General features: G+C 52.4%; 12 protein-coding genes and 4 pseudogenes. 9 read left to right on the top strand and 7 right to left on the bottom strand.

Features of this window, described 5'->3' with window-relative positions:
- The first annotated feature begins 98 nt into the window (after nucleotides 1-98).
- Nucleotides 99-1,463 carry a hypothetical protein gene (locus ACRYA2_RS21925; RefSeq protein ID WP_433633060.1) on the top strand — a complete coding sequence of 455 codons (1,365 nt, stop codon included), beginning with the start codon at nucleotides 99-101 and terminating at the stop codon, nucleotides 1,461-1,463.
- Between the two features lie 305 nt (nucleotides 1,464-1,768).
- Here ACRYA2_RS21925 and ACRYA2_RS21930 read toward each other — a convergent pair whose 3' ends face one another.
- The 4 genes from ACRYA2_RS21930 to ACRYA2_RS21945 form a co-directional block, all read right to left on the bottom strand.
- The gene (locus ACRYA2_RS21930) at nucleotides 1,769-3,007 is read right to left on the bottom strand and encodes a 3-keto-disaccharide hydrolase (RefSeq protein WP_433633062.1); all 1,239 of its coding nucleotides are present in this window, start codon (nucleotides 3,005-3,007) and stop codon (nucleotides 1,769-1,771) included.
- 344 nt (nucleotides 3,008-3,351) lie between these two features.
- Nucleotides 3,352-4,203: a sugar phosphate isomerase/epimerase family protein gene (locus tag ACRYA2_RS21935; RefSeq protein ID WP_433633064.1), complete on the bottom strand. Its 852-nt coding sequence runs from the start codon at nucleotides 4,201-4,203 to the stop codon at nucleotides 3,352-3,354.
- 117 nt (nucleotides 4,204-4,320) lie between these two features.
- Entirely contained in the window at nucleotides 4,321-5,445 is a 1,125-nt protein-coding gene (locus ACRYA2_RS21940; RefSeq protein ID WP_433633066.1) for a Gfo/Idh/MocA family protein, read from the bottom strand.
- Nucleotides 5,446-5,454: 9 nt separating this feature from the next.
- Complete coding sequence (locus ACRYA2_RS21945; protein ID WP_433633090.1) at nucleotides 5,455-6,426, bottom strand: sugar phosphate isomerase/epimerase family protein; 972 nt, start codon at nucleotides 6,424-6,426, stop codon at nucleotides 5,455-5,457.
- Between the two features lie 2,351 nt (nucleotides 6,427-8,777).
- Between ACRYA2_RS21945 and ACRYA2_RS21950 the strand changes: the two are divergent.
- Nucleotides 8,778-9,086 (top strand): annotated as a pseudogene (locus ACRYA2_RS21950) (RNA-guided endonuclease InsQ/TnpB family protein); the annotation flags it as partial.
- A gap of 17 nt (nucleotides 9,087-9,103) precedes the next feature.
- Complete coding sequence (locus ACRYA2_RS21955) at nucleotides 9,104-9,379, top strand: zinc ribbon domain-containing protein (RefSeq protein ID WP_433633092.1); 276 nt, start codon at nucleotides 9,104-9,106, stop codon at nucleotides 9,377-9,379.
- Between the two features lie 191 nt (nucleotides 9,380-9,570).
- Here the strand turns inward: ACRYA2_RS21955 and ACRYA2_RS21960 are convergent, their stop codons facing one another.
- The gene (locus ACRYA2_RS21960; RefSeq protein ID WP_433633068.1) at nucleotides 9,571-10,545 is read right to left on the bottom strand and encodes a sugar phosphate isomerase/epimerase family protein; all 975 of its coding nucleotides are present in this window, start codon (nucleotides 10,543-10,545) and stop codon (nucleotides 9,571-9,573) included.
- 177 nt (nucleotides 10,546-10,722) lie between these two features.
- Nucleotides 10,723-11,348, bottom strand: a pseudogene (locus ACRYA2_RS21965) (IS200/IS605 family accessory protein TnpB-related protein); the annotation flags it as partial.
- Between the two features lie 88 nt (nucleotides 11,349-11,436).
- Here ACRYA2_RS21965 and ACRYA2_RS21970 point away from each other — a divergent pair.
- The 4 genes from ACRYA2_RS21970 to ACRYA2_RS21985 all read left to right on the top strand — a co-directional run bounded on the left by ACRYA2_RS21970 (nucleotide 11,437) and on the right by ACRYA2_RS21985 (nucleotide 22,289).
- On the top strand, nucleotides 11,437-14,100 hold the full coding sequence (locus ACRYA2_RS21970) for a plastocyanin/azurin family copper-binding protein (protein WP_433633070.1): 2,664 nt from the start codon (nucleotides 11,437-11,439) through the stop codon (nucleotides 14,098-14,100).
- Between the two features lie 1,123 nt (nucleotides 14,101-15,223).
- Entirely contained in the window at nucleotides 15,224-16,570 is a 1,347-nt protein-coding gene (locus ACRYA2_RS21975) for a 3-keto-disaccharide hydrolase (protein WP_433633072.1), read from the top strand.
- A gap of 1,290 nt (nucleotides 16,571-17,860) precedes the next feature.
- Nucleotides 17,861-18,721 (top strand): sugar phosphate isomerase/epimerase family protein, encoded by an 861-nt coding sequence (locus ACRYA2_RS21980; protein WP_433633074.1) that lies wholly within the window; start codon nucleotides 17,861-17,863, stop codon nucleotides 18,719-18,721.
- A 172-nt stretch (nucleotides 18,722-18,893) separates the two neighbouring features.
- Nucleotides 18,894-22,289 carry a ThuA domain-containing protein gene (locus ACRYA2_RS21985; RefSeq protein ID WP_433633076.1) on the top strand — a complete coding sequence of 1,132 codons (3,396 nt, stop codon included), beginning with the start codon at nucleotides 18,894-18,896 and terminating at the stop codon, nucleotides 22,287-22,289.
- A gap of 251 nt (nucleotides 22,290-22,540) precedes the next feature.
- On the opposite strand, the pseudogene ACRYA2_RS21990 reads toward ACRYA2_RS21985, so the two are convergent.
- A pseudogene (locus ACRYA2_RS21990) lies at nucleotides 22,541-22,764 on the bottom strand (IS6 family transposase); the annotation flags it as partial.
- A 101-nt stretch (nucleotides 22,765-22,865) separates the two neighbouring features.
- On the opposite strand from ACRYA2_RS21990, the pseudogene ACRYA2_RS21995 reads away from it, so the two are divergent.
- A pseudogene (locus ACRYA2_RS21995) lies at nucleotides 22,866-23,240 on the top strand (ISH3 family transposase); the annotation flags it as partial.
- 475 nt (nucleotides 23,241-23,715) lie between these two features.
- The gene (locus tag ACRYA2_RS22000) at nucleotides 23,716-25,485 is read left to right on the top strand and encodes a multicopper oxidase family protein (protein WP_433633078.1); all 1,770 of its coding nucleotides are present in this window, start codon (nucleotides 23,716-23,718) and stop codon (nucleotides 25,483-25,485) included.
- The last annotated feature ends 503 nt before the right edge of the window (nucleotides 25,486-25,988 follow it).

Raw genomic sequence — 25,988 nt, forward strand, 5'->3', positions numbered from 1 at the left:
CGGACTTACCGATCAGATTGTGGAGTAAACGAACTGTCCATGCTTTACGCGGAACTGCCGACGGACCAGACAGGTGATCTCCTGCGACACGTGATGGGATGACAGTCGATTCGCCGAGCCGACGACGGGTACTCGGAGCCGTAAGTGCGCTCGGAGCGGGGTCTATCGCTGGATACCTCGACGCCGGAACCGACGGGCAGGAGGAGCAAACCCGGTCCGAAAGCCCGCGACAGGTGACGGCCGAGTCCTGTGAAATCCCAGTGTTTACCGACAAATACGTCGGATTCAGCGTCGGCCGGCCCGAGGGATGGACCATCGAGTACACCGGCGGGATCATCTGGCTCGCACCCATCGCGCCGGACGATCCCACGCTCGCGTTCGTCTACCCCGGCTGGCTAGAGGCTGGCGCGTCCGTCGACGACGTCGCGAGCGAGTTCGTCGCGGGGCTGAACGACGCGAATGCGGACGGCGGTACGTCCCTCCACTGGAACGCAGAGACCGGTTCGCTCACCGGGACGCGTGACGGAAAGGCGGTCGAAGGTGAGGTCTGGACCGAGCAGTCCGGCCAGTACGGACTGATCGCGGGCGGCTTGGGGCCAGAGGGAGCGTGGTCGTCGCTTCGGGAGACGGTGGCGAACATCCCCGCGTGTCTGGACCTGTTCCCGAGCGTTCCGCTGGTGGTCCGTACCGCCTCGGCGTCGGACGCCTACGGCGCAACGACCTGGGAATACGCTGCGCCGGAGGGATGGCAGGCGGGAGGGGCGACAAGCTTGACCATAGACGTCTACGGGGCTCGCAACGAGCAGGACGGGCTGTACGACGCACAGGTCTCGGTCTCTTCCTACCCAGTGATCCCGGGAACGACGTCGTTCACGCACGAGGAGTACCTCGACGCGTACCTGCAAAGCCAACGGGAGGCAGGCGTTTACTGGGAGATACTCGACCGCGGCGAACCGCGACTCCTCGGTGAGCTCCCCGACGGCATCGGCGGCTCCTGGGAGCTGAAGGCGTTCCCGCTGCTGATGAACTTCGGTTACCAGGACATGGTCGTCGTGGTCGTGACGGCCATAACCAACTGGCAGAACTACACGCTCTCGATGTTCTGGTGGCGCGCCGTGGCTGCCCGGCGATGGGACGAACTCGCCGCGATTAGCGCTATCGTCCAGTCCAGCATTACAATCCTGTCCCACCAGCCCGGTGCCGGACTCTCGCCGCCGGTCGCCGACTCCGGCGTGAGCGACATTATCGCGGAGGTCGGCGACGCCAACAGCGCCGCCCAAGACCGTATCGGAGACCAGTTCTCGGGTGCCCTCCTCGGCAACGACCGCGTCGTCATCGACGACTACCCGGACACCGAGATACTCGTCCCGTCCAACAACTACGACCCGGCACAGTGCCCGGAGGGGCAACGTCCCATCCCGCACCCGGCCACTGGCGAGATGGTGTGCGGCACCGTGCTCTGAGGCCACCAAATCGAAGCGAGTGGACGACTACTCGAGCGTAGTCGATTTTCGCGGCCTGGCCGGGCAGTCCGAATCAATCCTATTCTTCCCCCAATATTCCGAACGTACAGTTTGTGGCCGTTCAAAAGGACGTGATGTGTGATCACGCCTCGGAGGTGTTTTTCTTGTCGGAGCACGGCTCTCCGACAATGTGTGATGGAACCTTCTATTCAATAAGCTTTTCATTGAGGCAAAACCATCAAACAAATATATAGAAATACTAATATTATAATATATTCACAATTTTGGGCAGGTAAGAGTTGTTATCAACATTTATCTGGGTGGTTGGAATCGTCATTTTCACTATTTTCGGAAGATGGCTCAGGATAGAGTGGGAGCTGGTAGGCCACTTCCTCTTGTGTATTGCCGATAGTGTACGATACGGTGGCGGTCAGGAGGTGCGGAGCATCATCTGCGAAGGGTAGTCGTACAACGGTCCACGAGACTGATTTGGAGGACCCGGCTTCCACCCTGTCGACCCTCGTCTTTCCTTTTGGGAGGACCTTTACACCTGAATTGCTCGGGGAAGTGAGGGTGACACTAACTGAGGTTAACGCCGAGGATGAGCTGTTGGAGATCGATGCTTTGAGGTTTGTGGTACGATCCTCGACTGTCAACTGGTCGCTGTCGAACGTGACCACCGATGCAGGAGTGGGAAGCGATTTATACCAGATGTTGCGATACTGGACAGGTCGGCCGTGATCTTGGAGTTGCAGCGGCATTTCAGGGGGATGCGGACTATACTCGGGGAGAGCCTTGTAGGGTGTCGACCCATGAACCACCGTTTGGCTCTGGACGAGGACGTCATTCCAGTAGACGGTCACGACACCCGGCGATTCCACGTCCCCATTGTCTTTGAAGCGGGGCGCGCGCCAGATAATGTCGTACGATTGCCATTCTCCGGGGGGCTTGGCAGCGTTGACTAGTGGTGGATGCTCGCCATAGAGTGCGCCTGCCATGCCGTCGGCGTAGGTGGGATTCTCATAGCTATTTAGCACCTGAATTTCGTAATTGCTGGCCAGCCAGACACCACTGTTCCCCGGATCTTGGCCACTTCCACTGGTGTCCGATGGGACTCTCCATTCAACGTGATAATGGGCGTCACCAATGGTTTCTTTGGACTGAAGCCAATCACCGCTGACCTCGGCATAATTCTCCGTGGTGTTCCATTTAGGAGGACTGCCGTCGGGACTCTCCCAATTGTCGAGGGAGATGTCGCCGTTCGAGCCATCTCCTAGGAGAACAGTTGCGTCCGCTGGGGGTTCACTGAACGTGAGCTCACCGGGATCGACCACGGGTGGTTGGGGACGACACGCATCCCCGAATCGCCAGCCTGACCACGGCTGAACAGGAGTGTTATTGAATCCTGGTCCAGCACAGGTCTCAGGATACTGTTCGGCATCGCCGTCGTGGTCTGCAGCGGCCGGGACGGCAAACCCGCTAGCCATCGCTAGCCCTACTGTGCTCAGTACCGATCGCCGTGATACTTTGTTATTATCTGCCATATCTGCAATCTCTATTTTTGTCCCAGGTGTATAAAACTTAGCCATCTAACATGTCTTTCCATAATTTGAGTGCCTTTTATGAGAGGACGATGAAATTACAATGTCGATGGAATATCGAGCAGTAGCTTGTCTAAATTCACAGGAAAGCTCGCCGGCAAAGACTAGAAGAACACCTTCATTGTCGAAGATGGCTTGCTCAAGGTCAACTACGACGAATACACTGAGTGAAACGGCACCTTCGGCCATTTTTTTTACGACGATGAGTTTCTACTATATTCTATTCACTGTGTTAACACTATTTCTTTGTGAACTTGAAGTATTCTCAACTACTTGTGGTATATAACTTAATCTACATACTGTTCAAGCGCCTGATAAGCCTTCTTGGCAGCCAAATCAGGAGAGTTGGGATAGGTGTACAATTCTAGCGTTGCAAATCCATCATAATCAATATCATCAAGTGCTTCGAAAATTGACTCAAAATTCAGATCTCCGTCACCAGGAATGCGGTGATAGTGTTTGCCTCGCCGACCGCCGACAATGTCTTCTACATGAATACCAGTAATATGACCGGCACATTGGCGGATACTGGTAGCTGGATCTTCTCCATAAACGGCTGCATGGCCGATGTCGAGGTTAACCCCTAACGAGTCACGTCCGATATCTTCAATAAGCGTCAAGACCTCGTCGGTGCACTCAACTAGTAGTTCAGGCTCAAATTCAATGCCAACTGTAACTTTCGCTGATTCTGCATAATCCAGGATCTCATGGAGGGAGTCGATTAGGTACTCTCGAGCCTGTTCTGGCAAGGTACCTGGGAGTGGACGACCAGTTGCAATGCAGACCGATGGTGCACCGACTGCAGCGGCAAGATCAATAGCCTGCTTCGTATATTCAATCCGCCAGGTGCGATCATCGTCGTCTGCAGTAATGATTGTCGGGTCGAAAAACGATGAAGCTGGAGCGTCGTCGTAGTAGCCTTCAGCGGTGTTTGCGTTGATATTGGACACTGCAATTCCTGTCTCCTTGATGACGCCTTCAAGTGCTTTTAGATCTTCGTCATCGAACTCCGGCAAAAATGCATGGGGGATGTCGGCTAACAGTTCGACTCCATCGTACCCATGATCTGCAATGTGTCGGACAGCCTCCGGAAGTTCCATCTTTGTGTAGGCGTTCGTAGAGAAGGCAAGTTGAACCATACTCGATGGTTATACTCTAGAATAAAATTCCTTACCCTTAATCACTCGTATTTGACATCCACAGCACGTCCTACGAAGCCCGATCTATAATTGCACACGAGAGCATATATAATATTTCTATCTAATTATATCATCTAATTTAATCCACTGGTTCTGCTTACTACTCTGATGGATTGCATCAAGGACACATTGAACCTGATAGGCATCTTCGAAAGAGGGGGAGAACTCTTTGCCTTCTCTAATTGCGGTGAGGAACTCGTAGTTCTCATGGACGAAGATGTGCTCCCAACTGATGACGTGACCCGGCGGCCACCAGTGGTCGATATAGGGGTCAGACTCGTCGGTCACGAGCACGGTCTCGTAGCCGCGGTCGTCGCCCCGGAGGATCTTGAGTTCGTTCATGCGTTCGAGCGAGAACTTCAGGCTTCCTTCGGAGCCATGAATTTCGATGGTGTGGTCGTTCTTGTGCCCCGTGGCGAACCGCGAAGCCTCGAAGGTGCCCATCACGCCGCCCTCCAACTCAGCCTGCGCGGAGTACGCGTCGTCCACCGTGACCGGCCGCGTGTCGTCCTCGTCGGGGACTGGACGCTCATCCACGAACGTCTGAAGGTGACCTGAAACGCGTTCGACATTCCCCACCAGGAATTGGGCGAGATCGAGAGTGTGAGCACCAAGGTCGCCAAGTGCACCTGAACCGGCGAGCTCCCTGGAATTGCGCCACGACCACGGCGCGTCGGGGTCGACCAGCCAGTCCTGCAGGTAGCGCCCGCGGAAGTGGTGGATCTCGCCGAGTTCACCGTCGTCGATGAGCTCCTTTGCGTACTGGAGGGCTGGGACGAACCGGTAGTTAAAGGCACAGCCGGCAAGGGCGTTACTGTCAGCAGCTGCCTCACGCATCTCCTTGGCTTGCTTGAGAGTCGGCGCCATCGGTTTCTCACAGAAGACGTGGGTGTCAGCCTCAACTGCTGCAATAGAGGGTTCCGGGTGGATATGATTGGGACCGAGATTGTAGAGGATATCTACCTTCTCAATCGCTTCATTCCAGTCTGTCGTGGTATTCGCGAAGCCGAACTGCTCGGCCGCCTCTGTTAGTGCTTCTTCGTCCCGACCGATGAGCGTATGGCGAACTGTCTTTGGTGCCTCCGGAAAAAACATTGGCAACCGTGCTAGGGCGTTTGAATGGGCTCTGCCCATAAATCGATATCCTAGTACGCCGATATCAATGGTGTCTTTTGTACTCATCCTTATCCTCTATTCGGCCCAGTACGCCTCGCCAGGCGTTGTTTGGAACACGACGCGTTGCAACAGTTCGACCGCCTTCTCTAACCCTTCGCGCGAACTAGTCAACGAATCCTCATGTTCGACGGAGAGCACGCCGTCGTACTCCACCATCCGAAGGGCGCTCACGATGTCCTTCCAGTGTTCCTCGCCGTGGCCGTAGCCCACCGAGCGGAACAGCCACGAGCGGTTGGCCTCCTCGGTGTACGGGGTTGTGTCGAGCACACCTTTGTACCGGGCTTGGGCCTCGTACACTTTGGTGTCTTTGGCGTGGAAGTGGTGGATAGCGTCGCGTTCGCCGAGGAACCGGATTGCCTCGGGCACGTTGATACCCTGCCAGTAGAGATGCGAGGGGTCGAAGTTCGCGCCGATCCGGTCATTGGTCGCATTCCGCAGTTCCAGCAGTCCGGCGGGTTCGTAGACGAGCATGTTCGGGTGCATCTCGATAGCGACGTCGACTCCGTGGTAGGCGGCGTGCTCACCGATGTCACGCCAATAGGGGATAGCGACCTCTTCCCACTGGTACTCCAGCACGTCGGCGTGCTCCGACGGCCACGGGGCGGTGACCCAGTTGGGCACCTCGTCGTTCGGACCACCGGCGGGTAAGCCTGAGAAGCACGTGACGATGTCCACGTCGAGTTGATCGGCCAGTTGGATTGCCTCGCGAAGTTCGGTATCGGCCTCCTCGGCCACCTCGTCATCCGGATGAAGCGGGTTGTTGTGGGTCGCCAACGCAGATATCCATAGATCATTTTCTTCAATAAGATCAAGGAGTTCTTCCTGTTTCATCGTGTCATTGAGATACTTTTTCCTTGGAAGGTGATCGTCGCCGACGAATCCGCCACATCCTAACTCAACAGCACTAACACCCTGGTTCGCGAGATATACAAGGGCTTCTTCAAGCTGTTCGTCTGCCAGTGGAACCGTGAGTACACCTATGTCCATAGAAATTAGTACTAAAACCGAATACTTTAACATTATCATATTGGCAACCTAGAAAAATAGGTCTTCCTTCGCGCAGTACCAAGAGCGACTAGAAACAGTAGGAGAGAATTTGGTTCATACTATCCCGGTCAACATCAGGAAGACTGGTACTATATAACGAAATTTCGAATAGTAATTGTTTAAAAATATTAAAACAATTAATATCGAATAGAATAAAAACTATGATAGATTGCTATAGTTCTTATCATGAAATATTGGATTGGGACTTACAAACAGTATAAATACAAGGAGTCAATAACAGTTGGTGCTATTGTCGGTTATAAATATATAACAAAAATACTATATAAACCAAATAAAAGAGGCGGTCAGACCAAATACAACTGCAATAACAATCGGCTAAATTAGGAGATCGAGGGGACTAATGACACGGACAGGTATCTGGCTCATTGGTATCTATGGCAATGGAGCGACAACGGCAACAGTCGGCGCACGGGCCCTTTCTACCAGGGAAACAGACACGGTCGGATTAGTCACGGCACGAGAGCCGTGCACAAGTATTGACCTACCGAAGATTGAGGATTTTGTTTTTAGCGGTCATAATATTGCAGCGACGTCCATCCTTTCAACGGCTCGCTTATTGTCAAAGAGTGGGACCCCATCTCCTAAAACAGTCAGGGTAGTATGAGATGTTTCTCGAAGGTCTTCAGAAAGTAACGGAGACTGCCGAGACGGTCGACGTTGACGTACTGGTTGAACCTAAACTAGATTTGCCAATAGGGCCTTCAGATAAATATTTTTACTTGTTATTCACATCGACTCCTTTCAAGTTGATTGTAACTTCGATATAGGTCATTTCTAGTGTGTTGGTGGAGATCTTGTTGACCTTATTCACGAACTCTATCCACGCACCTAATACTACCAACCTGAAGATATCCACGCTGACTGCACACACACAGATGTACCCAACGTGGGAATAGCGCAATAGATCTTTTCGCAGAGGTCGGCGCACCAACTGTTTGTGTTGTAACCGGCCATCCGTTTCCGGGGAACCTCCCCAGAACAGGCCAAGGATACTATTTGACTTACTTCAGGACATCCTTGATCACGCCGAGTCAATGGAAATCAAGGTTGGATTCGCATTTGATCCTGAATTACTAACCGGTATTTCTCTTTCGTGATAACGTTCATAGTGAATCGAGATATTCCTCTTCTCGCTCTGTTCTCCATTCCAGAATTAATATAATGCTTTGATGTATAAAATGCAATCTACCGCAAGTATCCATTACAGTTCTAAGATTGTAATGACAATCTATGTAAACTATTGCCAATCATTACTGAGGCTAGTAATCTTTAAGCAAAATCCAAGTAGGATATTAAATACAGACAATAAGATACATTATTACCCTACTATACATTCATAATTACTGTCTGTTGTGGAATGCAGAACGACATTCCCGTTACAAGAGTGGAGTGTAAAAGGGAGAATGAAGAGTTGAGAGCTACTAATAGCGGATACCACTAATAGAAAATACAAGCAGAACAGAATATAGGGGATTATAGTATACTGACATACAGAACAGACACTCAAACCGGAGACGAACAATAGTAACGCGTGTGTCGCGCACCGAACGTATACCATACCGGTAACGACGGGCAGGCCTCATCCGTTACATCCGATTTCACAGGATTTCGAGGCGGAAGCCCACGACTTTAGTCATGGGAGGACCCCGATAACCGGGAAACAAACCACGTTCTTCGGCAATCCGACTCCTGAACGTATATAATACGCCACTCCGTCCGTGAAGTTACAATGGTGGTCAAACGAACCGTCCCCGTTAAACTTGACGTACCCGACGAGCGATGGGACGACCTCCATACCACCATCGACCAGTTCAACGACGCCGCCAACTACACGGAACAGAATGCACGCAAGGACGACGGCTACCTTATCCTCAACAAGTCGAAGATACACGACCGTGTGTACTACGACCTCCGAGAGAAGACCACCTTCCCGCGAACCGCTGCGTTCGCGCCTATTCGAAAGCCGTCGAAGCTCTCAAATCGACGGTCGCTGAGTGAAAAAAGGGAACAGCCGCCCGCTCCCTCGATTCTCGAAGTCGTCCGCCGTCTACGACAAACGGACGCTCACCATCAAGGACCGGTCGGCGACCCGTCCGTTGACCGTCGAAAGGGTCGCCGTCGAATACGTCCTCAGCGACTATCAGCGGTCGTATCTCGATGACGACGACGAAAAGCGAATGGGGACCTTGCACTACCGCGAGGATGAAGACGAGTTCTACCTCCACATCGTCCTACTGAAAGAGATCGAACAACAGGAGGGCAACCGTGTGATGGGCGTCGATTTGAACTTGAAGAACGTCGCCGTAACGTCACCCGGCGAGTTCTACGACGGTGGCGAACTACTGCGGGGCCAGAACCACTACTTCCGAGTCCGCCGGAGCCTTCAGAACAAAGGCACTCGCTCCGCGAAGCAGACGCTTGCGCAACTGTCGGGACGAGAAACCCGCTTCGTTCTGAATCGTCTGCATACCATTTCTCAGCGACTCGTTGAAGAAGCGCGGTCCCACGACTGTTCGTATATCGCCGTCGAGCAGTTAACGCATATCCGCGATCGGATGGATAACGGGAACGACCGCATCAAACGTCAGATGCACAATTGGGCCTTCAGAGAGCTACAAAAATACTTGAATGGAAAGCCGCCGAATACGGTATCTCAGTTGAACCTATCCCGCCCGCGTTTACAAGTCAGATATGTTCTCGGTGCGGCCATCAGTCGTCCACCAACCAAGGTCCAGATGGGTGGTTCTCGTGCAACGAGTGTGGATACAAACTCGACGGCGACTACAACGCGGCGAAGAACATCAGTCTGAAATTGCTTACTGTACCCGAGGGCAAACGTCGCTCGGAGTTGGGCACGGTCAGCTTGCCCTAAAGTCCGGGACGTTGAATTTGAGTGACGGTCGTCCGTCCGCCGAGTTTCGGCCAGAAGAGGAGTTCCACGGACAAGCCCACGAGTTTACTCGTGGGTAGCTGACGTAGTTATTATTGAATAGCTACCTCCATCTCCGAACCCAATTTGGTGGAAAATTCCGGAATGAGTGACTCTACTTGGATGATCGCCGGTCAGGGGCTGTAGAGTTTGGCGGGATGGGTGTCTGCACCTTCGATGGCACCGATGCCGCCAGGTTGCCAGGGCTGATTCAGTTTTTCAAGCCAATCGGCTCCGATCTGCATTGACTCGAGGGGGTTCTCCGGTGCATCGTGCTCAAAGACGAGATAGTCAGTGTCTCCGGTGTTGCGGAAGGCCGTCGCCACTGCACGCATATTGACGTCGCCTTTGTGAATCTCGGTAAATTCCTGGGGATCGACAGTCATATTTTTCATATGGAGTGATCGAACGTTTGTCGAGTGGTCCACGGTGAAGCTGATTGGATCCCGGCCGCCGACAAGCGCCCAACCGACATCGAGTTGGATCTGGACTTGGTTATCGAGATTCTCGGCGAAGATGTCGTAGCCAGTCGTGTCGCCGATCTCCGTGAACTCGGCGTCGTGATTATGATGTCCAAACTCAAGGTCGTACTCGGCCAGCTTGTCCGCCACCGCGTTACACCGCTCGGCGAAGTCAATAACCGCAGCCTCGTTGCCCCAATCGTCGGGACCAGCACCTGGGTCAATGAGGGTAGGGTTGCCGAACTGTGAGAAGGTTTTGGCCATCGCTTCGGTGTTGTCTTCGACGGCGCTGATACTGATGTGGGCACTGCTCATCTCGAGACCAGTGTCGTCCATCGCCTGAAGGATCGGGTTCACGTTAGTATTGGCGCCGACTGAATAGGGCTCGAAAGCGTCGTAGCCAGCGTCGGCGGCCTTCTGTATCAGCTTTGGTACCGAGAGGCCAGTGTCACGGTACGAGTAGAACTGCGTGGAGATGGGAATGTCTTCGTCTGTCTCCTGGGCCGCGACGGTCGTCTCTGTCTGCCAGGCAGTGGACGAGATTGTAGTACCCACGCCGGCTGCACCAATCCCCTGAAGAACTCGCCGACGATTCATGCTGAAGCGCTCGTTATCTGTACTGGTCTGATCGCCTGATTTCTGTGCCATAGAATATGAATTACCACCATGGGACTTAATTGTTTGGGTGTATGGGGGTGGAATCGAGCGTCGTGTTGAATAGATGCTGAAGAGTGTTAGAGTAGCTCACAGCGCGGTTTTATGTTGGTGATGGCGAACATGAGGACGATTTCACGCCTCGGGAGTGATCCCGAAACTTCTCGTGGATTAGTCGGACACTCGCACTCGATAATCGCCCGTGATAGCCTCAGGCGGTAGGGTGGGTCACGGTTGGGGGTCCACGGCCCCGATGCCTGCGGTCGCACCGTCCGAACCTGCGGGAGGCTGTTGAGAGCAGGCATAGTCCAGTCCTGATGCCTTTCACGGCGATGTTGACGCTTGTACGATGGTCGTTGTGGTCTTGATGGGACCCGACCGATGCTTGAATCGCTTCTTGTTACGATTCGTAGGCTCCGTATGCTTGCACATTGGGTATCGCTGACTCATGTACTCTGGATTAATCCATGCAGTCGGAATCCCCTCGAACGACGCCTTGTAGCATATGTAGTATTGGAGCGCACGGAAGGGTAGTTAGTGCAAGCGTCGGTTCATCCGCGTGCCGTAGTTGATACTGTCACGCATCTCTCTGGGGTCTTCAAAGACGATGCACGGTTTCTCAAACTGACGGCTCCACTCCATAATGTACCAACTGACTTTGTAGAGGCAGTGACGGACGAACCGTTCCTCATGCCTTCCAGCATGTCGTGGATACTCGGCTTCCCCGCATTCTGCGCTTGTTTCTGCATCGTGAAGTAGCGATAGCGTTCGAACCTGATCTACGGGAAGTCGATAACAGGACGCGCTCCCCTCACCCCATCTCACTTATACTTTAATCGGTAATTTTAATACCCCTGGGTTAATCTTTGCTCGTGGAATAGTAACATGATACAACTCGAAGCGGTAGACGTTCAAGAAGATGAGGAAAACCAAACTGGTCCACCGGCTCACGCGAATAATCCGAATCACGCGTGGCGAGGCGTCGCACCCGCAGCGATTAAAGACAAAAAGAATCCGACGCTGGAACTAGTCGCAGGCCAAGAGCACACCATCAAATGGACGAACAAAGACGGAGATCCCCACAATTTCGTGATTGAGGATGCTAACGGCAAAAAGCTCCTCAAGAGTAAGGTGCGGCCGAAGAAAGGTGCGACTCAGACCGTTACGTTCACTGCGACCGAAGAGATGGCCGAATACTACTGCCAGCCCCACAAGCACGATATGCGGGGCACCATCAAGGCGAGGGCAGCCTCGGCCAGCTTTTCGGTAAGTGACCTCAATCCCACAAAGCTAACCGTCGAACAGGGCGACTCCCTTGATGTCTCCGCGACGATCACTAACACTGGTGGCATCGAAGGAACACAGGAAATCACCCTCGTCATCGACGGTGAAACCGTCGCCTCCCAAGATCTTACCCTCGCCGCGGACGATAGCACCACTGTCACTTTCAAAGGCATTGATACAAGTGGACTTGACCCGGGCGAGTACACTCACACCGTTGCTACCGAAGACAACGAAGCTAGCGGAACCCTAATTGTTGAGGAGAATATACCTTGGAATCGCGACCTTGATGTGTCAAGAAATCCGAAGAAGGCTACCAACTGGGACAACTACAATGTTAGTACTGTCCTCGCGAGGGGCGACATCGAAAGCCAATACGACCTCCAAGACGGCGAGGAGGGCGAGTGGATGCAGATGGCTGTCGATCCCCAGGATCGGATCTGGGTCATCACCCGCGGGGCCCCCTTCGTCAGCGAAGGTGACGGCTACGCCGAGGTCGCCTGGGTCGATCCAAACTCTGGCGAGCACCAACTTGCCCTCGAAATTCCCGTCTCCTTCCACGGCGGACACTTCGCCGAACCACACTACGCCGGGGAATCGTCCGCCGCCCGTGAACTCGGCGGACAGGGGATCGCGATCGATCCCAACTTCGAGGAAAACGGCTATGTCTACATTATGTACCATCCTTCGAGCGAGAACTTGGAGGAGGTTGACAATCCTTACCACGACGAGATTTTCTACGCCAACACGCTCGTCTCTCGGTTCGAGATGGCCGACGACGGCACCCTCGACCCTGACTCCGAGAAGGTCGTCTTCAAGGTCCCCGAGCAGTATAACACCTGCTGTCACCACGGTTGCTACATCACCTTCGGCGAGAACCGCGAATTCTACATCTCGACCGGCGACAACTCCAACAACGTAGGGCATCCCACTCACGACTGGCCACCCGACGATACTGTCAATGGGCTACCAGGGGCCACTGTTGACACGTACATGGGCGACGAGCGCCAAGGGATCGTCGGTGGGCGACCGGGTCCGGTCGCCGACGCCCAGCGTAGTTCGGGTAACACGGCTGACAAGCGCGGAAAGGTCCATCGGATCATCCTCAACGAAGACGGTAGCTACGACATCCCCAACGGCAACCTCAAAGAGATCTGGGAAGCGGAGACCGGTGAGTCCTACTCCGACGAAGAGTTCCTGCCGGAGATCTACGTGATGGGAATGCGCAATCCGTTCACGATCTCTGTTGACGAGCACACTGGCCATCTTTGGACCGCCCACTACGGCAACGACGCTGGGGGGCACAGTGTACTCGGCATGCCGGGCTTTGGGAGCTACCACCTGTGGTCTGAGCCGGGCAACACCGGCTATCCGTGGTTCCGGGCGTACTACCCCTACCGCGACTACGACTTCGAGACTGACGAGGTCGGCCAGCCGTTCTGGCCTGACAACCTCCGCAACAACTCGGTGAACAACACCGGCATCACGGACATCCCCAACGTCACCCCGGCGCTCTTCTGGCACCCCCAGAGCTTCGAGAATTTAGCGAATGCCACCGAGGTCCATCCTTGGCTGGACCAGCCTCGCCCTGGTGAGAACACCTATCCCGAATTCGAGCCCGGCGGTTCGGCGGACGTCGGCGTGGTCTACCGTTACTCCGAGGATTATGGCCAGGGGGCACTCGATCCCTTCTTCGACGGCAAGACGTTCATCATGCGACCGAGTAACTCGGACGTCACCCGGTATGTCACCTTAAATGACGACGGCAGCCTTGAGATGAATGAGTTCCTTCCTAATGACGACACTATCTCTGGTGCCTACGACATGAAAGTCCTCTCTGACGGCCGGCTGATTATCATGGGCATGTACTCCGGCATCCACGTTGTCGAGTACCAGTCTTCCGGCGGGGACTCCCCGCCGGGAGAGGATGATCCGTCAGGGGAAGCGATCGAACCAGGGACGACAATCGAACTCAATGGCCTGATCTCTGGCTGGGAAGGGAACGCGCCCGACGGAATCAGTGGTCAGACGAACCCGACGCTCACGCTTCAGGAAGGCGGTGAGTACACCGTCACGTGGACGAATGGCGACGGGTCGCCTCACGATTTCGCGCTCCAGGACGCCGATGATAATAACATTAAGAAAACCGACATCGTGTCGGAAGAAGGCGCCACCGTATCGCTGACGTTCACCGCTTCCACGGAGATGGTTGAGTATGTCTGCACCGTCCATCCAGGTACGATGGCGGGCACCATCGATGTGATCTAACCGGGTAGGATACACTACTAGTCTTTGAATCCACAGTCTTCGGAACCGGCCGAAGCTACGCTAGCATACTCCCATAATCTGTCTAATTTATTATTACATTAAATTATTAAAATATAGTTAATTTATTAAGTGAGCACGAGGAGCCGAAGATATGAAGAGATTATCCAGGCACGGATTCTCTTGATAATTGATGAAAGCTCACAGATATGGCCATCTGTGAATCCTCGACTGTCCGTCCACACCTTTCGCGCACCAAAACGCTACGCTAAGCGTGGGATTGCGGCGCTTCACCGGCGTAACTCCGACCGCCCTTACTTGCCTAGCCCGATACGGAGCATATGAAGGGCCAACATTGTCTCCTCGGTGAACCCGCTAATCCCGAAGAGGGTGGCGGTTTCGTTGGGATGAGCGACGATTTGTTTCGCTTTCGACACCGAAGTACAGGTGAAGAGTCAAATTTCATACTATACAATACTTCGACTCTTTGTTTTCTCCGGAGATAACGGAATCGTCGCGACGCTGTCTAGCGATCCAACAGAGCAAATTGGGCTTTAGCCGGAATTATCGCGCTCAGAACGCTGTGAACGAAGTGAAGTTCGGCGATTGGAGAACACTGATTTGAATGTCGTGAAGACTTGTATGACCCACGCCGGAGACGGATAACACTGAGCAAAGTGCCAGAGCGTCCAAATTGTTCGGGAATTACTACTTGTTGTCACGTTGACTGCTCAGTGCGAAGGCTGCACGAGTAGGAAACTGTTGCTAGGTCGAGTACACTCTCAAGCACAGATTCTTCGTATTTATATATGACATACTATTTTTAGAGAGTAATAGTAAATAACTATAATAGAAACGCTTATTAAGTAAGTATGTGATGATATCAAGTAGCACTCTACCGATAAATTGAGTGCTACTAACAGAGAGATAATATATGAGGGATTCAAACCAAAAAGAAGAAGAAAACAGAGTGCATGGTCAACCAACAAACCGACGAAAAGTTCTCCAAGGGATTGGTACTATTGGCTTAGGAAGTTCTTTCGTTGGACTCGGACAGGCCACAAAGAACCGGTCCAATAGGAAGAGCCCCGGAAACAAAATGAATGAAACCCGGCCGCGCCGAGTTGTGCCAGGTGCCGAAGGACTCAGCGCGGATCCACCGTCGGACGCGACGATCCTATGGGACGGTGAAGAGGCCTCTCTCGACGATTGGCAGCACTATCCTGACGGTCGTGATGCTGAATGGATTGAGCACGACGATTACTTCAAGGTCAATATTGGAACCGGCGACATTCAACCCAAAGAAGCAATAGGTGACTGTCACCTCCACCTCGAGTGGCGAGTTCCCGAAGGCTTAGAAGGAGAAAGTCAGGGACCAGGAAATAGTGGGCTCTTCATGATGGAAACGTACGAGTTCCAGATACTCCAGAGCTACGAGAATCCCACCTACCCAAGCGGTCATGCCGGATCGTACTATAAGTACAAGCCGGGCGGTGGCAGCGCGCCGCTGGTTCTCCCAATCCGTCCACCGGGTGAATGGCAGGAGTACGATATCATCTGGCGCGGTCCACGCTTCGAGGATGGAGAACTCGCGCGCTATCCCCAGGCGACGCTCTTCTTCAATGGTGTGGCCGTCCAAACCCACCTCGATATTCCGGGCCCCGTCTGGTATGATACGTTGTACGATTTCGATCACGAGGACTTCGGCCATCCCCGGGACAGTGATGGGACATTCCTCGAGGAGGTTCCCTTCAATCTGCAGGATCACGGCCGCAGCCAGGACATGGTGCACTTCCGGAATATCTGGTATCGTGATCTGCCCGAAGACCCCGTCGAGATAGACAATCCCGACGCAATGCCCCAGTATGACAGTTCGGGCGGCGACTACGAGATGCCCGAGCAGGTCGCGCCCGGTGGCGTAGGAACGACCGGCGATGCGCCCGAAGACGCTGATGTGTTGATCGATGACGAGCTGACTCTTGAGCCAGGAGACGGCGACTGGGAGAGCGACAATAAGTACGGCGATGCACAGTTCCACGTTGAGTACCGCATCCCCGCGGACGTTAAGGGGAACGGCATAGACCGGGGTAATAGCGGCGTCTTGATGATGGGCAAGTACGAGATTCAGATCGTCGATATGCGCTCCTACCGCAACGACGACGCCGACGAGTGGGCCGGCGCCTTCACGGACCAAGCCGAACCTCATCACGACGCTGTCCGCGAACCCCGTGAGTGGCAACAACTCGATATCCTTTGGCAGGGCCCGCGCTTTGACGGTGACGAAGTTTCACCGGCACAAGTGACAGCGTTACTCAACGGCGTCGCAGTCCAGACGCGGCTCTTAGTCGATGGTCCGAACGCCGACGGTACGCTTGCCGAGTATGAGGAGCATGCGTCCGAGCTGCCGCTTCGCCTCCAAGAGGACAACAGCCAAGTACAGTTCCGCAACACTTGGGCACGTTCGCTCGACTGATATCTGTAACGAACAGGGGTTTCGATAAATTACCCCTTCCTACTTACCCTTCGGGTTATATTTGTGGAAGGTTGAAATCAAGAGAGTAAACAGTCCGACGTGGAGTAGAACGCTTCCTCTTGAAGTTCCTCAGAATAGTCTCAAATTACCGTGCGCCGACATTTCATCTTCGGTTACTTCCAACTGTGAGAACAAACAGCGTTTGGCGGAATGCTCCAACAGTCCGTCTCGCTTGGCGCTTTGAAGTTCCGGCCCGAGCCGCTCGACGCATGGGTGTCGGGTGCGCTCGTTTACCTAAATCTCATCACAATCCATGTCTAGCGTCTCTCTGAGCAGGTCCGCGAGTGATATGCACATTTCTCCTTACGACTTGCGCGCTTCTCAAACTCCTGAACTAAACAGTGCCGATCGGCCTTTATCCCCCAATATAGAGCGTTCTGTGATATAGAATATCTGGTATAAATCTATATCGTTGGTGAAAATTAATTTGTGAAAATTTTGTAACTAAAGACAATTACTGCAGATTCAAACTAATATTACAGAACTAGTGCTGTAAAGACCATTCCATCGCCTGTTCTGTAATACGTTATATTTAATAAACTTGTTCTGTAATGGGCAACCAATGAGAAATTGAATATTTTGGATTGTAGAACGGGATCTAGAAAGAACAGCACTAGCCTGTGATTCTTTATAAGATATAATATATTTGGTATTATGATTCCTGTTATTGGTGATAACTACGATTACTATTCCGGAGGCCGGCTGCATTGAGTAGTTCGTTCGACGGAGGAGTTGATGTACGGGTGGTCGCGCCGACCATTGTAGACCATCTTGGAGCAATTGACAGTACTTGGAGCTTGTTCGATAGCACCCCTTTATTAAAATAGAGAAATAAATATAGAATATATCTAAAATCGGAGATTCAAAATATTTTTGTAATCTATAAGAAAAGAGTCCTCTCGTTGAGAATCGCTTGAACAATAGAAAATACAGGCCGTTGGCTGCAATACTGTTGGGTATTAGCCAATATACTTTCTAATACATGTGCATAGTTCTATTTTGCCCTTACCAACAGGTATTTATTACATTGCTACGTCATGGTTTCCCATGGTGGAAAAGGTATAAAGTAGATCATCAATTCCACACAATATGATTGAGTAAGACGCTTAAAGACGGTATTAGATCGGGAAAAGGTCCGGAAATAGAATGATAAGGAAATATAAGAAAATGCGCGATTTAGATCAAGCGGACGCGGAAGAGAACGGTGCTAGTAATCAAACGACGTCAACTGTGAACCGACGAAAGGTTCTCCAAGGGCTCGGTGCCGTTGGGCTTAGTACCGCTTTTGTCGGACTTGGACAAGCCAAGACGAAGGGCTCCGAGGAAATTCCTACTTCCACCCAGTTCTGGACGTACAACAATTCAGATCTCTCTGTTGCGGAGTTGATTTACGAATCTGGCGATGCCGGGTACGATACCGTCGAACCCTACTATATCGACGACGAAAGCGCAGTCGCAACTGCACTTGAGGAGACTGGTCTACAGTTTTCTAGTGCTCATGTCGGACTCGGAGATCTGCAAGAGAACTTTAAGGAGACTATCCAGACCTACTCTAAGTTCGGTGCTGACGCACTCATTCACCCGTATGAAGGTGATGAAGCGTGGAATAGCGAGGAAGCTGTTATTGACTGGGCTGAGACGGTCAACGAAATGGCTGACAGGGTAGCTGCCGAAGGAATGGAGTTTGGCTACCACAATCACGCCCATGAGTTCAAAAAATTTGGTGATAGATTTGGCTACGACATCTTCGCCGAGCATGTCAACGACAATGTCCACCTCCAACTGGACGTAGGGTGGGTCCTTGTCGGCGGAGCAGACCCAGTTGCAGTCCTTAATAGACACAGTGACCAGATTAAATCGCTCCATATGAAGGATATGAAGGTGAGTGATGATGAAAACGACTTCGTCGAAATTGGTGAGGGAGACGTCAACATGGAGGCTGTCGCCAACGTTGCTCGTGAAGCGGCCGATATCGATTATCTCATCTATGAGTACGACGGAGCGCCTAATCCCCTGAAATCTCTTAACTACGGCGCTGAATATCTTGAAACATGGAATGGACCGCGGCATCGAAATTGGAACGGTAAGTGAAGAAGGGGTACTACACCCTTTCAAGAGTCAATATTCTCTATACTAGCATAGCAAGAGTTAGAATTAGATCCTATCTTCTATTGCTCATATGTAATATAGCTTTGGGTGCTGTTTCTAATTGCCGGGAAAGAACCAATGATAACCCACCACTACTACGTTGGATTGAGATAGCATGGCAAATGGCAAACGATCAACCGATAGAGAGGACAGCGAGAATAGCGAATCAGCGCCGCTTACTACCAGCAGACGGCGGTTAATGCAGGTTGCTGGAGGAGTTGGAGCAGGTAGCCTCATCAGCAATGGCACAGGCGTCGCGCAGAAGGCTACTGATGACAATGTGATTAAGCTTGAAGCGGCCAAAGTTAAACCAGATGGTGAGGATCAACAGAGTCCCCCGAAAAACGCAAAGAATCGAAGCCCCCCCAACCACGCAAATAAGCCAGAACATAGGTGGATAGGAGTCGAACCAGAGAAGATTGCAGATCAGAGGAATCCGACTCTCTCGCTGGTTGCAGGTGAACAGTATACGGTCGAGTGGACGAATACTGACGGACGTCCCCATAACTTCACTATTGAGGATACCAATGGCAAGAAAGTCCTCTCAACTAAGGTCCAACCCAAAAAGGGGACGACACAAACTGTGGAGTTCACTGCGACAGAAGAGATGGCCGAATACTACTGCCAGCCCCACAAGCATGATATGCGGGGTGCCATTCAAGTCGGCAAGAAACCGTCCTTAGAAGTAAATATCCTGGTGTTCTCGGCAACGGCAGGCTACCGTCACAAAAACATTGAGTATGGCGTTCAACAGCTCAAGGCACTCAAGGATCGCATTGCCACCGAAACTGGCGCTGACTCTGTGACTATTGAGACGATACCTCAAGACGCCTCCGCATTCCCCTCGAACGCTAGCGAACTCGAACAGTACGACACCATTGTTTGGTTCAACACCACAGGGGATGTCCTTAACGCCGACCAACAGGCCGCATTCGAGCAGTATATCCAGAACGGCGGCGGCTACGCTGGAATCCATGCAGCGGCTGACACTGAGTACGATTGGAGCTTCTACGGCGATATGCTTGGCGGCGCCTACTTCGCCGATCATCCTGCCGTCCAGGAGGCCGAAGTTAACGTTACCGACAAAACCCATCCATCGACTGAACACCTCCCAGACCGATGGACGGCCACCGATGAGTGGTACGACTACGCCGAAAATCCCCGTGGTGACGTCCATGTCCTCGCCTCCGTCAACGAAGACAGCTACACCGGCGCAACGATGTCGCGCTCCGACCATCCGATAGCCTGGTGTCGCAAATACCGAGGCGGGCGCGCCTGGTACACCGGCCGTGGCCATACCGAAGATGCGTTCGACGAGGATGCCTTCCTCGAACACATTCTCGGCGGCATCCTTTGGTCTGGCGGATTTGTCGAAGGCGATGCATCTGGCACCGTCTGGTCCAGTTACCAGAAGACGCAACTAACATCGGACGTGTCTGAACCGATGAAGATGGACATGACGCCCGATGGTAGACTCTTCTACACCGAGCGTGCAACGGGCAAGGTCGGTATCATCCATCCAGATTCGGACGAGATTACAACAGCACTTACCCTCGACGTCTACTCCGAACAGGAGGATGGTCTCCAGGGGATCGCCTTCGATCCCGACTTCGAGGAGAACAGCTGGGTTTACCTCTACTATGCACCGCCAATGGACGTTGTCGGTGACCAACCCTACAACGTGTTATCGCGGTTCAAGGTGGAGGGAGACACCATCAATCCCGACACTGAAACGGAGATCCTCCGTGTTCCCACTCAGCGCGAAACATGCTGTCACGTTGGTGGCGCTATCGAATTTGGATCTGAGGGTAAAGAACTCTACCTCTCAACAGGCGACGACACCAACCCGTTCGCATCCAGTGGTTACACACCAATCGACGAACGATCTGGTACATGGCCAGAGGATAGCGATAATGCTGGGATTCCATATGCATACTGGGACGCCCAGCGGACGGCCGGCAACACTAATGACCTTCGAGGTAGCATCCTGCGGATTATTCCTCAGGACGATGGATCGTACGAAATCCCCGATGGAAATCTCTTCACTGGCGATGAGTACGCCCAAGCGCGTGAAGATGGATTAGTGCGTGAGGAAATTTACGTGATGGGCTGTCGCAATCCCTTCACGCTCACGGTCGACGATGAAAGCGGGTTGCTGTATTACGCTGACTACGGTCCTGACTCTGGTTCCTGGAGTGCCGACCGCGGTCCGCCTGGTATCGTCGAGTTCAGAGTGGTGAATGAAGCCCAATATGCCGGGTGGCCGTACGTCCGCGGCCCGAATATCCCCTACGTCGACTATAATTTCGCAACAGGGGAGTCGGGCGATCCATTCGACCCTGAGAACCCTGTCAATACCTCTCCGAACAACGACGGACTCAAGGAACTACCGCCGGTCACTGAGTCGACAATCTACTACCCGAAAGGCTGGGACGAATTTATTAACAACGTCCCCTCGTATGCGCAAGAGTTCGTCCCCGACCAAAACCCATGGCCGTCTCTTCCCCCAGGTGGTGCTCCGACGTCAGGACCAGTCTATCGGACTGGAGATGGCGGTGCTGAGGGTGCTCTTCCTCAGTCCTTCGACGGTAAATGGTTCATCATGGAGTGGGGAGCGGACTGGCTCAAGTACATTACGTTCGACAAGGACGGAAATGTGCTTGAAGTCGCACCGTTCCTACCCAACTACAACTATAAAGGACCGATGGATCTCACGGTCGGACCAGATGGAGTGTTGTATCTTATGGAATACGGGGAAGGCTTCTTCGGCGGGACAAACCCCGGCATCTACCGAATCGATCATCTAGCAGGACTCTTGGGATCCGATGCACTCTCGTTCACCCTCGACAGTGGTGAGTTGGCGCCTGGAGAGTCGACAACAGCAACTACAATACTCACGAATCTAAGCAACAGTGAGATAAAGAACATTCAATTCACGCTGACCGCTGACAGCGATCAGATCCAGATTAGTGCACCGGATCAGACGAGTTTCAGTTCGTTGGCCCCCGGCGAGGCGCAATCAGTCGAGTGGCAAGTGACTGTCACTGAAGAGACGACAGAAGGTGAATACAGCCTAATTCCGCAGGTCACATACACCCAGAGCGGTAATAAGGATCAGATCCAACAGAGCGCCTCATTAGCGGTCACCGCATCGGATGGCGGTGGTGGCGGTGGTGGTGGCAGTGGAGCCATCGACCCGGCCACTACGATCCAGCTTGATGGGCTTATAGATGGTTGGGAAGGGACGGCACCTGACTCGCTTACTGGCCAGACGAACCCAACACTCACGCTTCAGGAGGGCGGAGAGTACCAAGTTAAATGGACGAACAGCGACGGGGCTCCCCACGACTTTGCTCTCCAGGATGCCGATGGCAACAATCTTGCTAAGACGGATATTGTGTCAGAAGAAGGTGCTACAACTTCATTGACGTTCGTTGCTTCGGCAGAAATGGTCCAGTACGTCTGCACTGTTCACCCGAACGCGATGGTGGGCAATATTGAAATAGTCTAATAAAGATAAGAAACACAACCGAAAATTAAATTCATAGAAATTAGGATCAAAGGAAGCCGCGACATCGATATCGCAGCGCAATCGTCGGACAATCCCAGCGGTAACCCAGGTATAAAGTATTTTATTTAAGTACTTTGGTAACTAATGTTGGGAGTTCCCAGCAGGTTAGGTGGGGACCAGAACTGACGGGGTGGCACTGTCTAGTTGAGCACCTCCTCGGCAGGCGTTCGTCCATTAAGTGCTTGATTCGGTCAATCGGGGTGAGAGTGGTGTTTACCCGCCGCAACCAGCGGCGGGTGCTGGCCTAACTGCCCTGCCAGAACAGATGAAAGCGGTCGATCCGCATCGTGACGGTCTGAAACTACTTTTCGATGTAGTTTCGCTCACTATAGCTGAGCAGCCCACTCAACTTTCGGCGAGCAAGCGCAGCCAGATACCTACTAGCATCTACCAGAAACTCCGCATCAGAGATATCGACAGTGCTGTGATGCCGCACCTATTGCTCTCCCAGTCATCCGCTGTCGAAAATCAAGTTAGCCGCAGGACCGATGGGAGCTACCGACTGTCGAATCCACGTACGGCGAGAACGGCGTGGCACGTCATGGCGACGTCGTCGACGCTCCGTTCATTGACGACCTACGACAGGCTCGAATCCACTACAGCAAGCGGTTCGGGATAGAAGCAAGCTACCGTCTCTCCGCGTCAACACTGATCTCAACGATGACGAAAGATCTAACGAGATGGCTCTTATTCGTCGCGCTCAACCTCCTGATCCAAAACATCTGACGGTACTTGCACTGAAAGTACGTGGCGACGCTTGCCGAGGCGGGCGTCGCCTCTGGTGGTGGCCGTTCGAAGAATCTGTCGACATGGTGACCCGAGCAGTGGTGATGGCTCTCGCGCCGTGAGGGCCGTCCCTGCGACCAACCACCGGATGTCCAGTTCCACTAGCAACTGGTAACCGAGTACGCCCAATCGATCAGTGGCAACGCTGTCGCAGTCAGTATCTATCGCCACCGACTGCGACGGCTTCCCATCTCTTGTCATGGCAATATATCCTTAGAGCACCATCCGTCTCTAGTTCGTCAGTAAATTTACGCTTCAACGACAGTTAGCCGAGGACGCTTTGTGAGGTGCTGAATGTACGCTTCGGCAACTAAGAGAGCTGTTCCTGATACCTTCAATGGTGTTTGTACGAAAAACGCTACTGAGAATCAAGGGAGAAGCAATCAACTCTATCTCAATAGTTTCTATGTCGTCGGGGTCTACCTTCTATGGGTGGACTGCTAATGTTCAATATTTGAACGAACCATAATATTAAATGATTCCCACTCTAAACCAGAATCGTGGGTTAGAATGACAAGCGAAAATTATAGCGTATATATGATGGGTGCGGAAAAGTACAAAGCGTGTCGTAATCACAATTATGAATGATAAATCAACTATGGATAAAATAAGTAGACGTCGTTTGCTCAAAGCTAGTGCATCGATAGGAATAGCTGGGGCGATACCTCAAACCTCAAGCAGGGTAGCTGCCCAATCATCTCCTAGCCTTGAGAAATATATACAGCCACTACCGATCCCAGAGGTCAGAGAACCAGACAGTGAACAGCATGGCGTTGATTCTTACCAGATTCCGGTGACGGAGTTCACTCAAAATCTTCATCCAGACCTTCCCGATACGACGCTTTGGGGCTTCGACGGTGTGTATCCAGGGCCACTTATTGAGGGTCAACGGAACCAGCGTATGCGAGTCCAATTCGACAATAGTCAGCTTCCGACGAACCATCTCTTAGAAGTTGATGAGCGGATTGGTGGAACAACAGCTGAGAACCACCCTGGGTACGAGAAGTCAGTCCCTGTCCCAGAAGTCCGGACGGTGACTCATTTTCATGGACTTAAGGTCGACCCCGAAAACGATGGGCAAGCGGATATGTGGACATCTCCCAGCGGTGTTGTAGGACCGCGCTTTACCAATGATTGGCAGGAACTCCCGATGCGCCAATCGAGATTAACATCGACATATCATGACCACACGCTTGGCATCGTTCGGCTAAACGCCTATGCCGGGCTAGTCGGCATGTATTCTATCCGGAGTCGAAAGGAGGAGAAGCTTAACTTGCCAAGTGGGGAGTACGATATACCCCTCCTCCTACAAGATAAGTCATTTAACTCGGATGGCTCGCTAGATTATCCCGATTCATGGGTTCCGAGGTTTGCTGGCGATACTGCGGTCATTAACGGAGCAGTATGGCCATATCTTGAGGTTGAACCCCGACGATATCGTTTCCGGATAGTAAACGGTGCGAACCATCGAACGTTCAGTCTGCAACTGCATAACGAATCTAGTCAGGGTATTCCAACACTACATCAGTTCGCCCCCGACCATGGATTTTTGGAGTCGGTTGTTCCAATCGGCCCTGCTGGGGATCTTGATTCGCTCGTTCTACAGCCGTTTGAGCGTGGAGAAGTTATTGTTGACTTCTCTAAGCACGCAGGTGAAACATTCACACTCACTAACAACGCCGAGTTACCATATGGAGGTGAAAACTCAGGCAGTGATCTTGGGGAACTGATGCAGATTCGGGTTACTGATCCAGATGAAAATCCGGTAGACAACAGTGTGAATCCTACGAACTTGAAGCTTCCATCTTCTAAGAAATTAAGTAGGAATGCAGCAGTTAAAACCCGTGAGATGGATCTTGACTTAACGGTGAATGATAGGTTAGTCACATATCAACTAAACGGATACGGATTTGGGGAAGAAGGATCAGTTGTACGGCCGCAGCTCGGAACAACTGAAATTTGGGAACTGAAAAATAACACAAATGATTCACATCCAATCCATCTTCATCTAGTCACCTTTAGAGTAATCGGACGTGGACCGAATGGAACTGATGCTCCTGATCCAAATGAACAAGGTCATAAAGATACTGTTCGGGTTGAGCCGGGTGAAACAGTGAGAATTCTTACACGATTTGATCGTTATACTGGCCAATTCCCTTGGCATTGCCATATGCTTGAGCATGAGGATAACAAAATGATGCTTCGGTTTGAGGTGACACCCGGACAGGGACAAGGAAAAGGAAATGGACGGCAAACTCCTGGACAGGGACAAGGGGAAGGAAAGGGACAGCAATCTCCCGGGCAAGGACGAAGTCGTGAACAAGAGGCTTCTGGACAAGACCATGAATAGCGCCCGCGAGATGATTTCGATGATAATGTTGATTTGAGCACTGCAGGAGGATCGGTGATTCAAGGATCAGTCTCCACAACTGAAATACTTTCCTGGCGATATATGGTGAACCGCATCGGGGCTTGACCCCGAGGCACTCGGCCTGCTCCGTCTATAGATGCTCATCACATCAATAGGAGCATACTCGAATGAAGATAATATTGATAGATACTCCGCCTCTTCGTCGTCAGTATCTTCAAACATGATCCGACGAAAGTTCTCACCCATCTCGACAAGTTCGGTGCGTTGGTTACACACGCGCCGTGCACTGCTTCGTCGGTGATTTTGATGTCTTGGAGAACGTCCAAGACGTCGATCCGGGTGTCTGACCGAAACAAAGCCCTCGTCACATTGTTTTAGTGCACAGACCTGCTCATAATCGAGGTAGCCACGGTCGAAAACGTGAATCGACGAGTCAAGATCCTGAAGACCTCAACATTGCCCTGGAATGGTCGAACTGGGTT

It is taken from the genome of Halomicrococcus pelagicus (genome assembly GCF_050954125.1).

Coding starts and splice junctions, on each gene's coding strand:
- ACRYA2_RS21985 (WP_433633076.1), top strand. CDS start 18,894: ATGGCAAATGGCAAACGATCAACCGATAGAGAGGACAGCGAGAATAGC.
- ACRYA2_RS21935 (WP_433633064.1), bottom strand. CDS start 4,203: ATGGTTCAACTTGCCTTCTCTACGAACGCCTACACAAAGATGGAACTT.
- ACRYA2_RS22000 (WP_433633078.1), top strand. CDS start 23,716: ATGAATGATAAATCAACTATGGATAAAATAAGTAGACGTCGTTTGCTC.
- ACRYA2_RS21940 (WP_433633066.1), bottom strand. CDS start 5,445: ATGAGTACAAAAGACACCATTGATATCGGCGTACTAGGATATCGATTT.
- ACRYA2_RS21930 (WP_433633062.1), bottom strand. CDS start 3,007: ATGGCAGATAATAACAAAGTATCACGGCGATCGGTACTGAGCACAGTA.
- ACRYA2_RS21945 (WP_433633090.1), bottom strand. CDS start 6,426: ATGGACATAGGTGTACTCACGGTTCCACTGGCAGACGAACAGCTTGAA.
- ACRYA2_RS21970 (WP_433633070.1), top strand. CDS start 11,437: ATGATACAACTCGAAGCGGTAGACGTTCAAGAAGATGAGGAAAACCAA.
- ACRYA2_RS21925 (WP_433633060.1), top strand. CDS start 99: ATGACAGTCGATTCGCCGAGCCGACGACGGGTACTCGGAGCCGTAAGT.
- ACRYA2_RS21960 (WP_433633068.1), bottom strand. CDS start 10,545: ATGGCACAGAAATCAGGCGATCAGACCAGTACAGATAACGAGCGCTTC.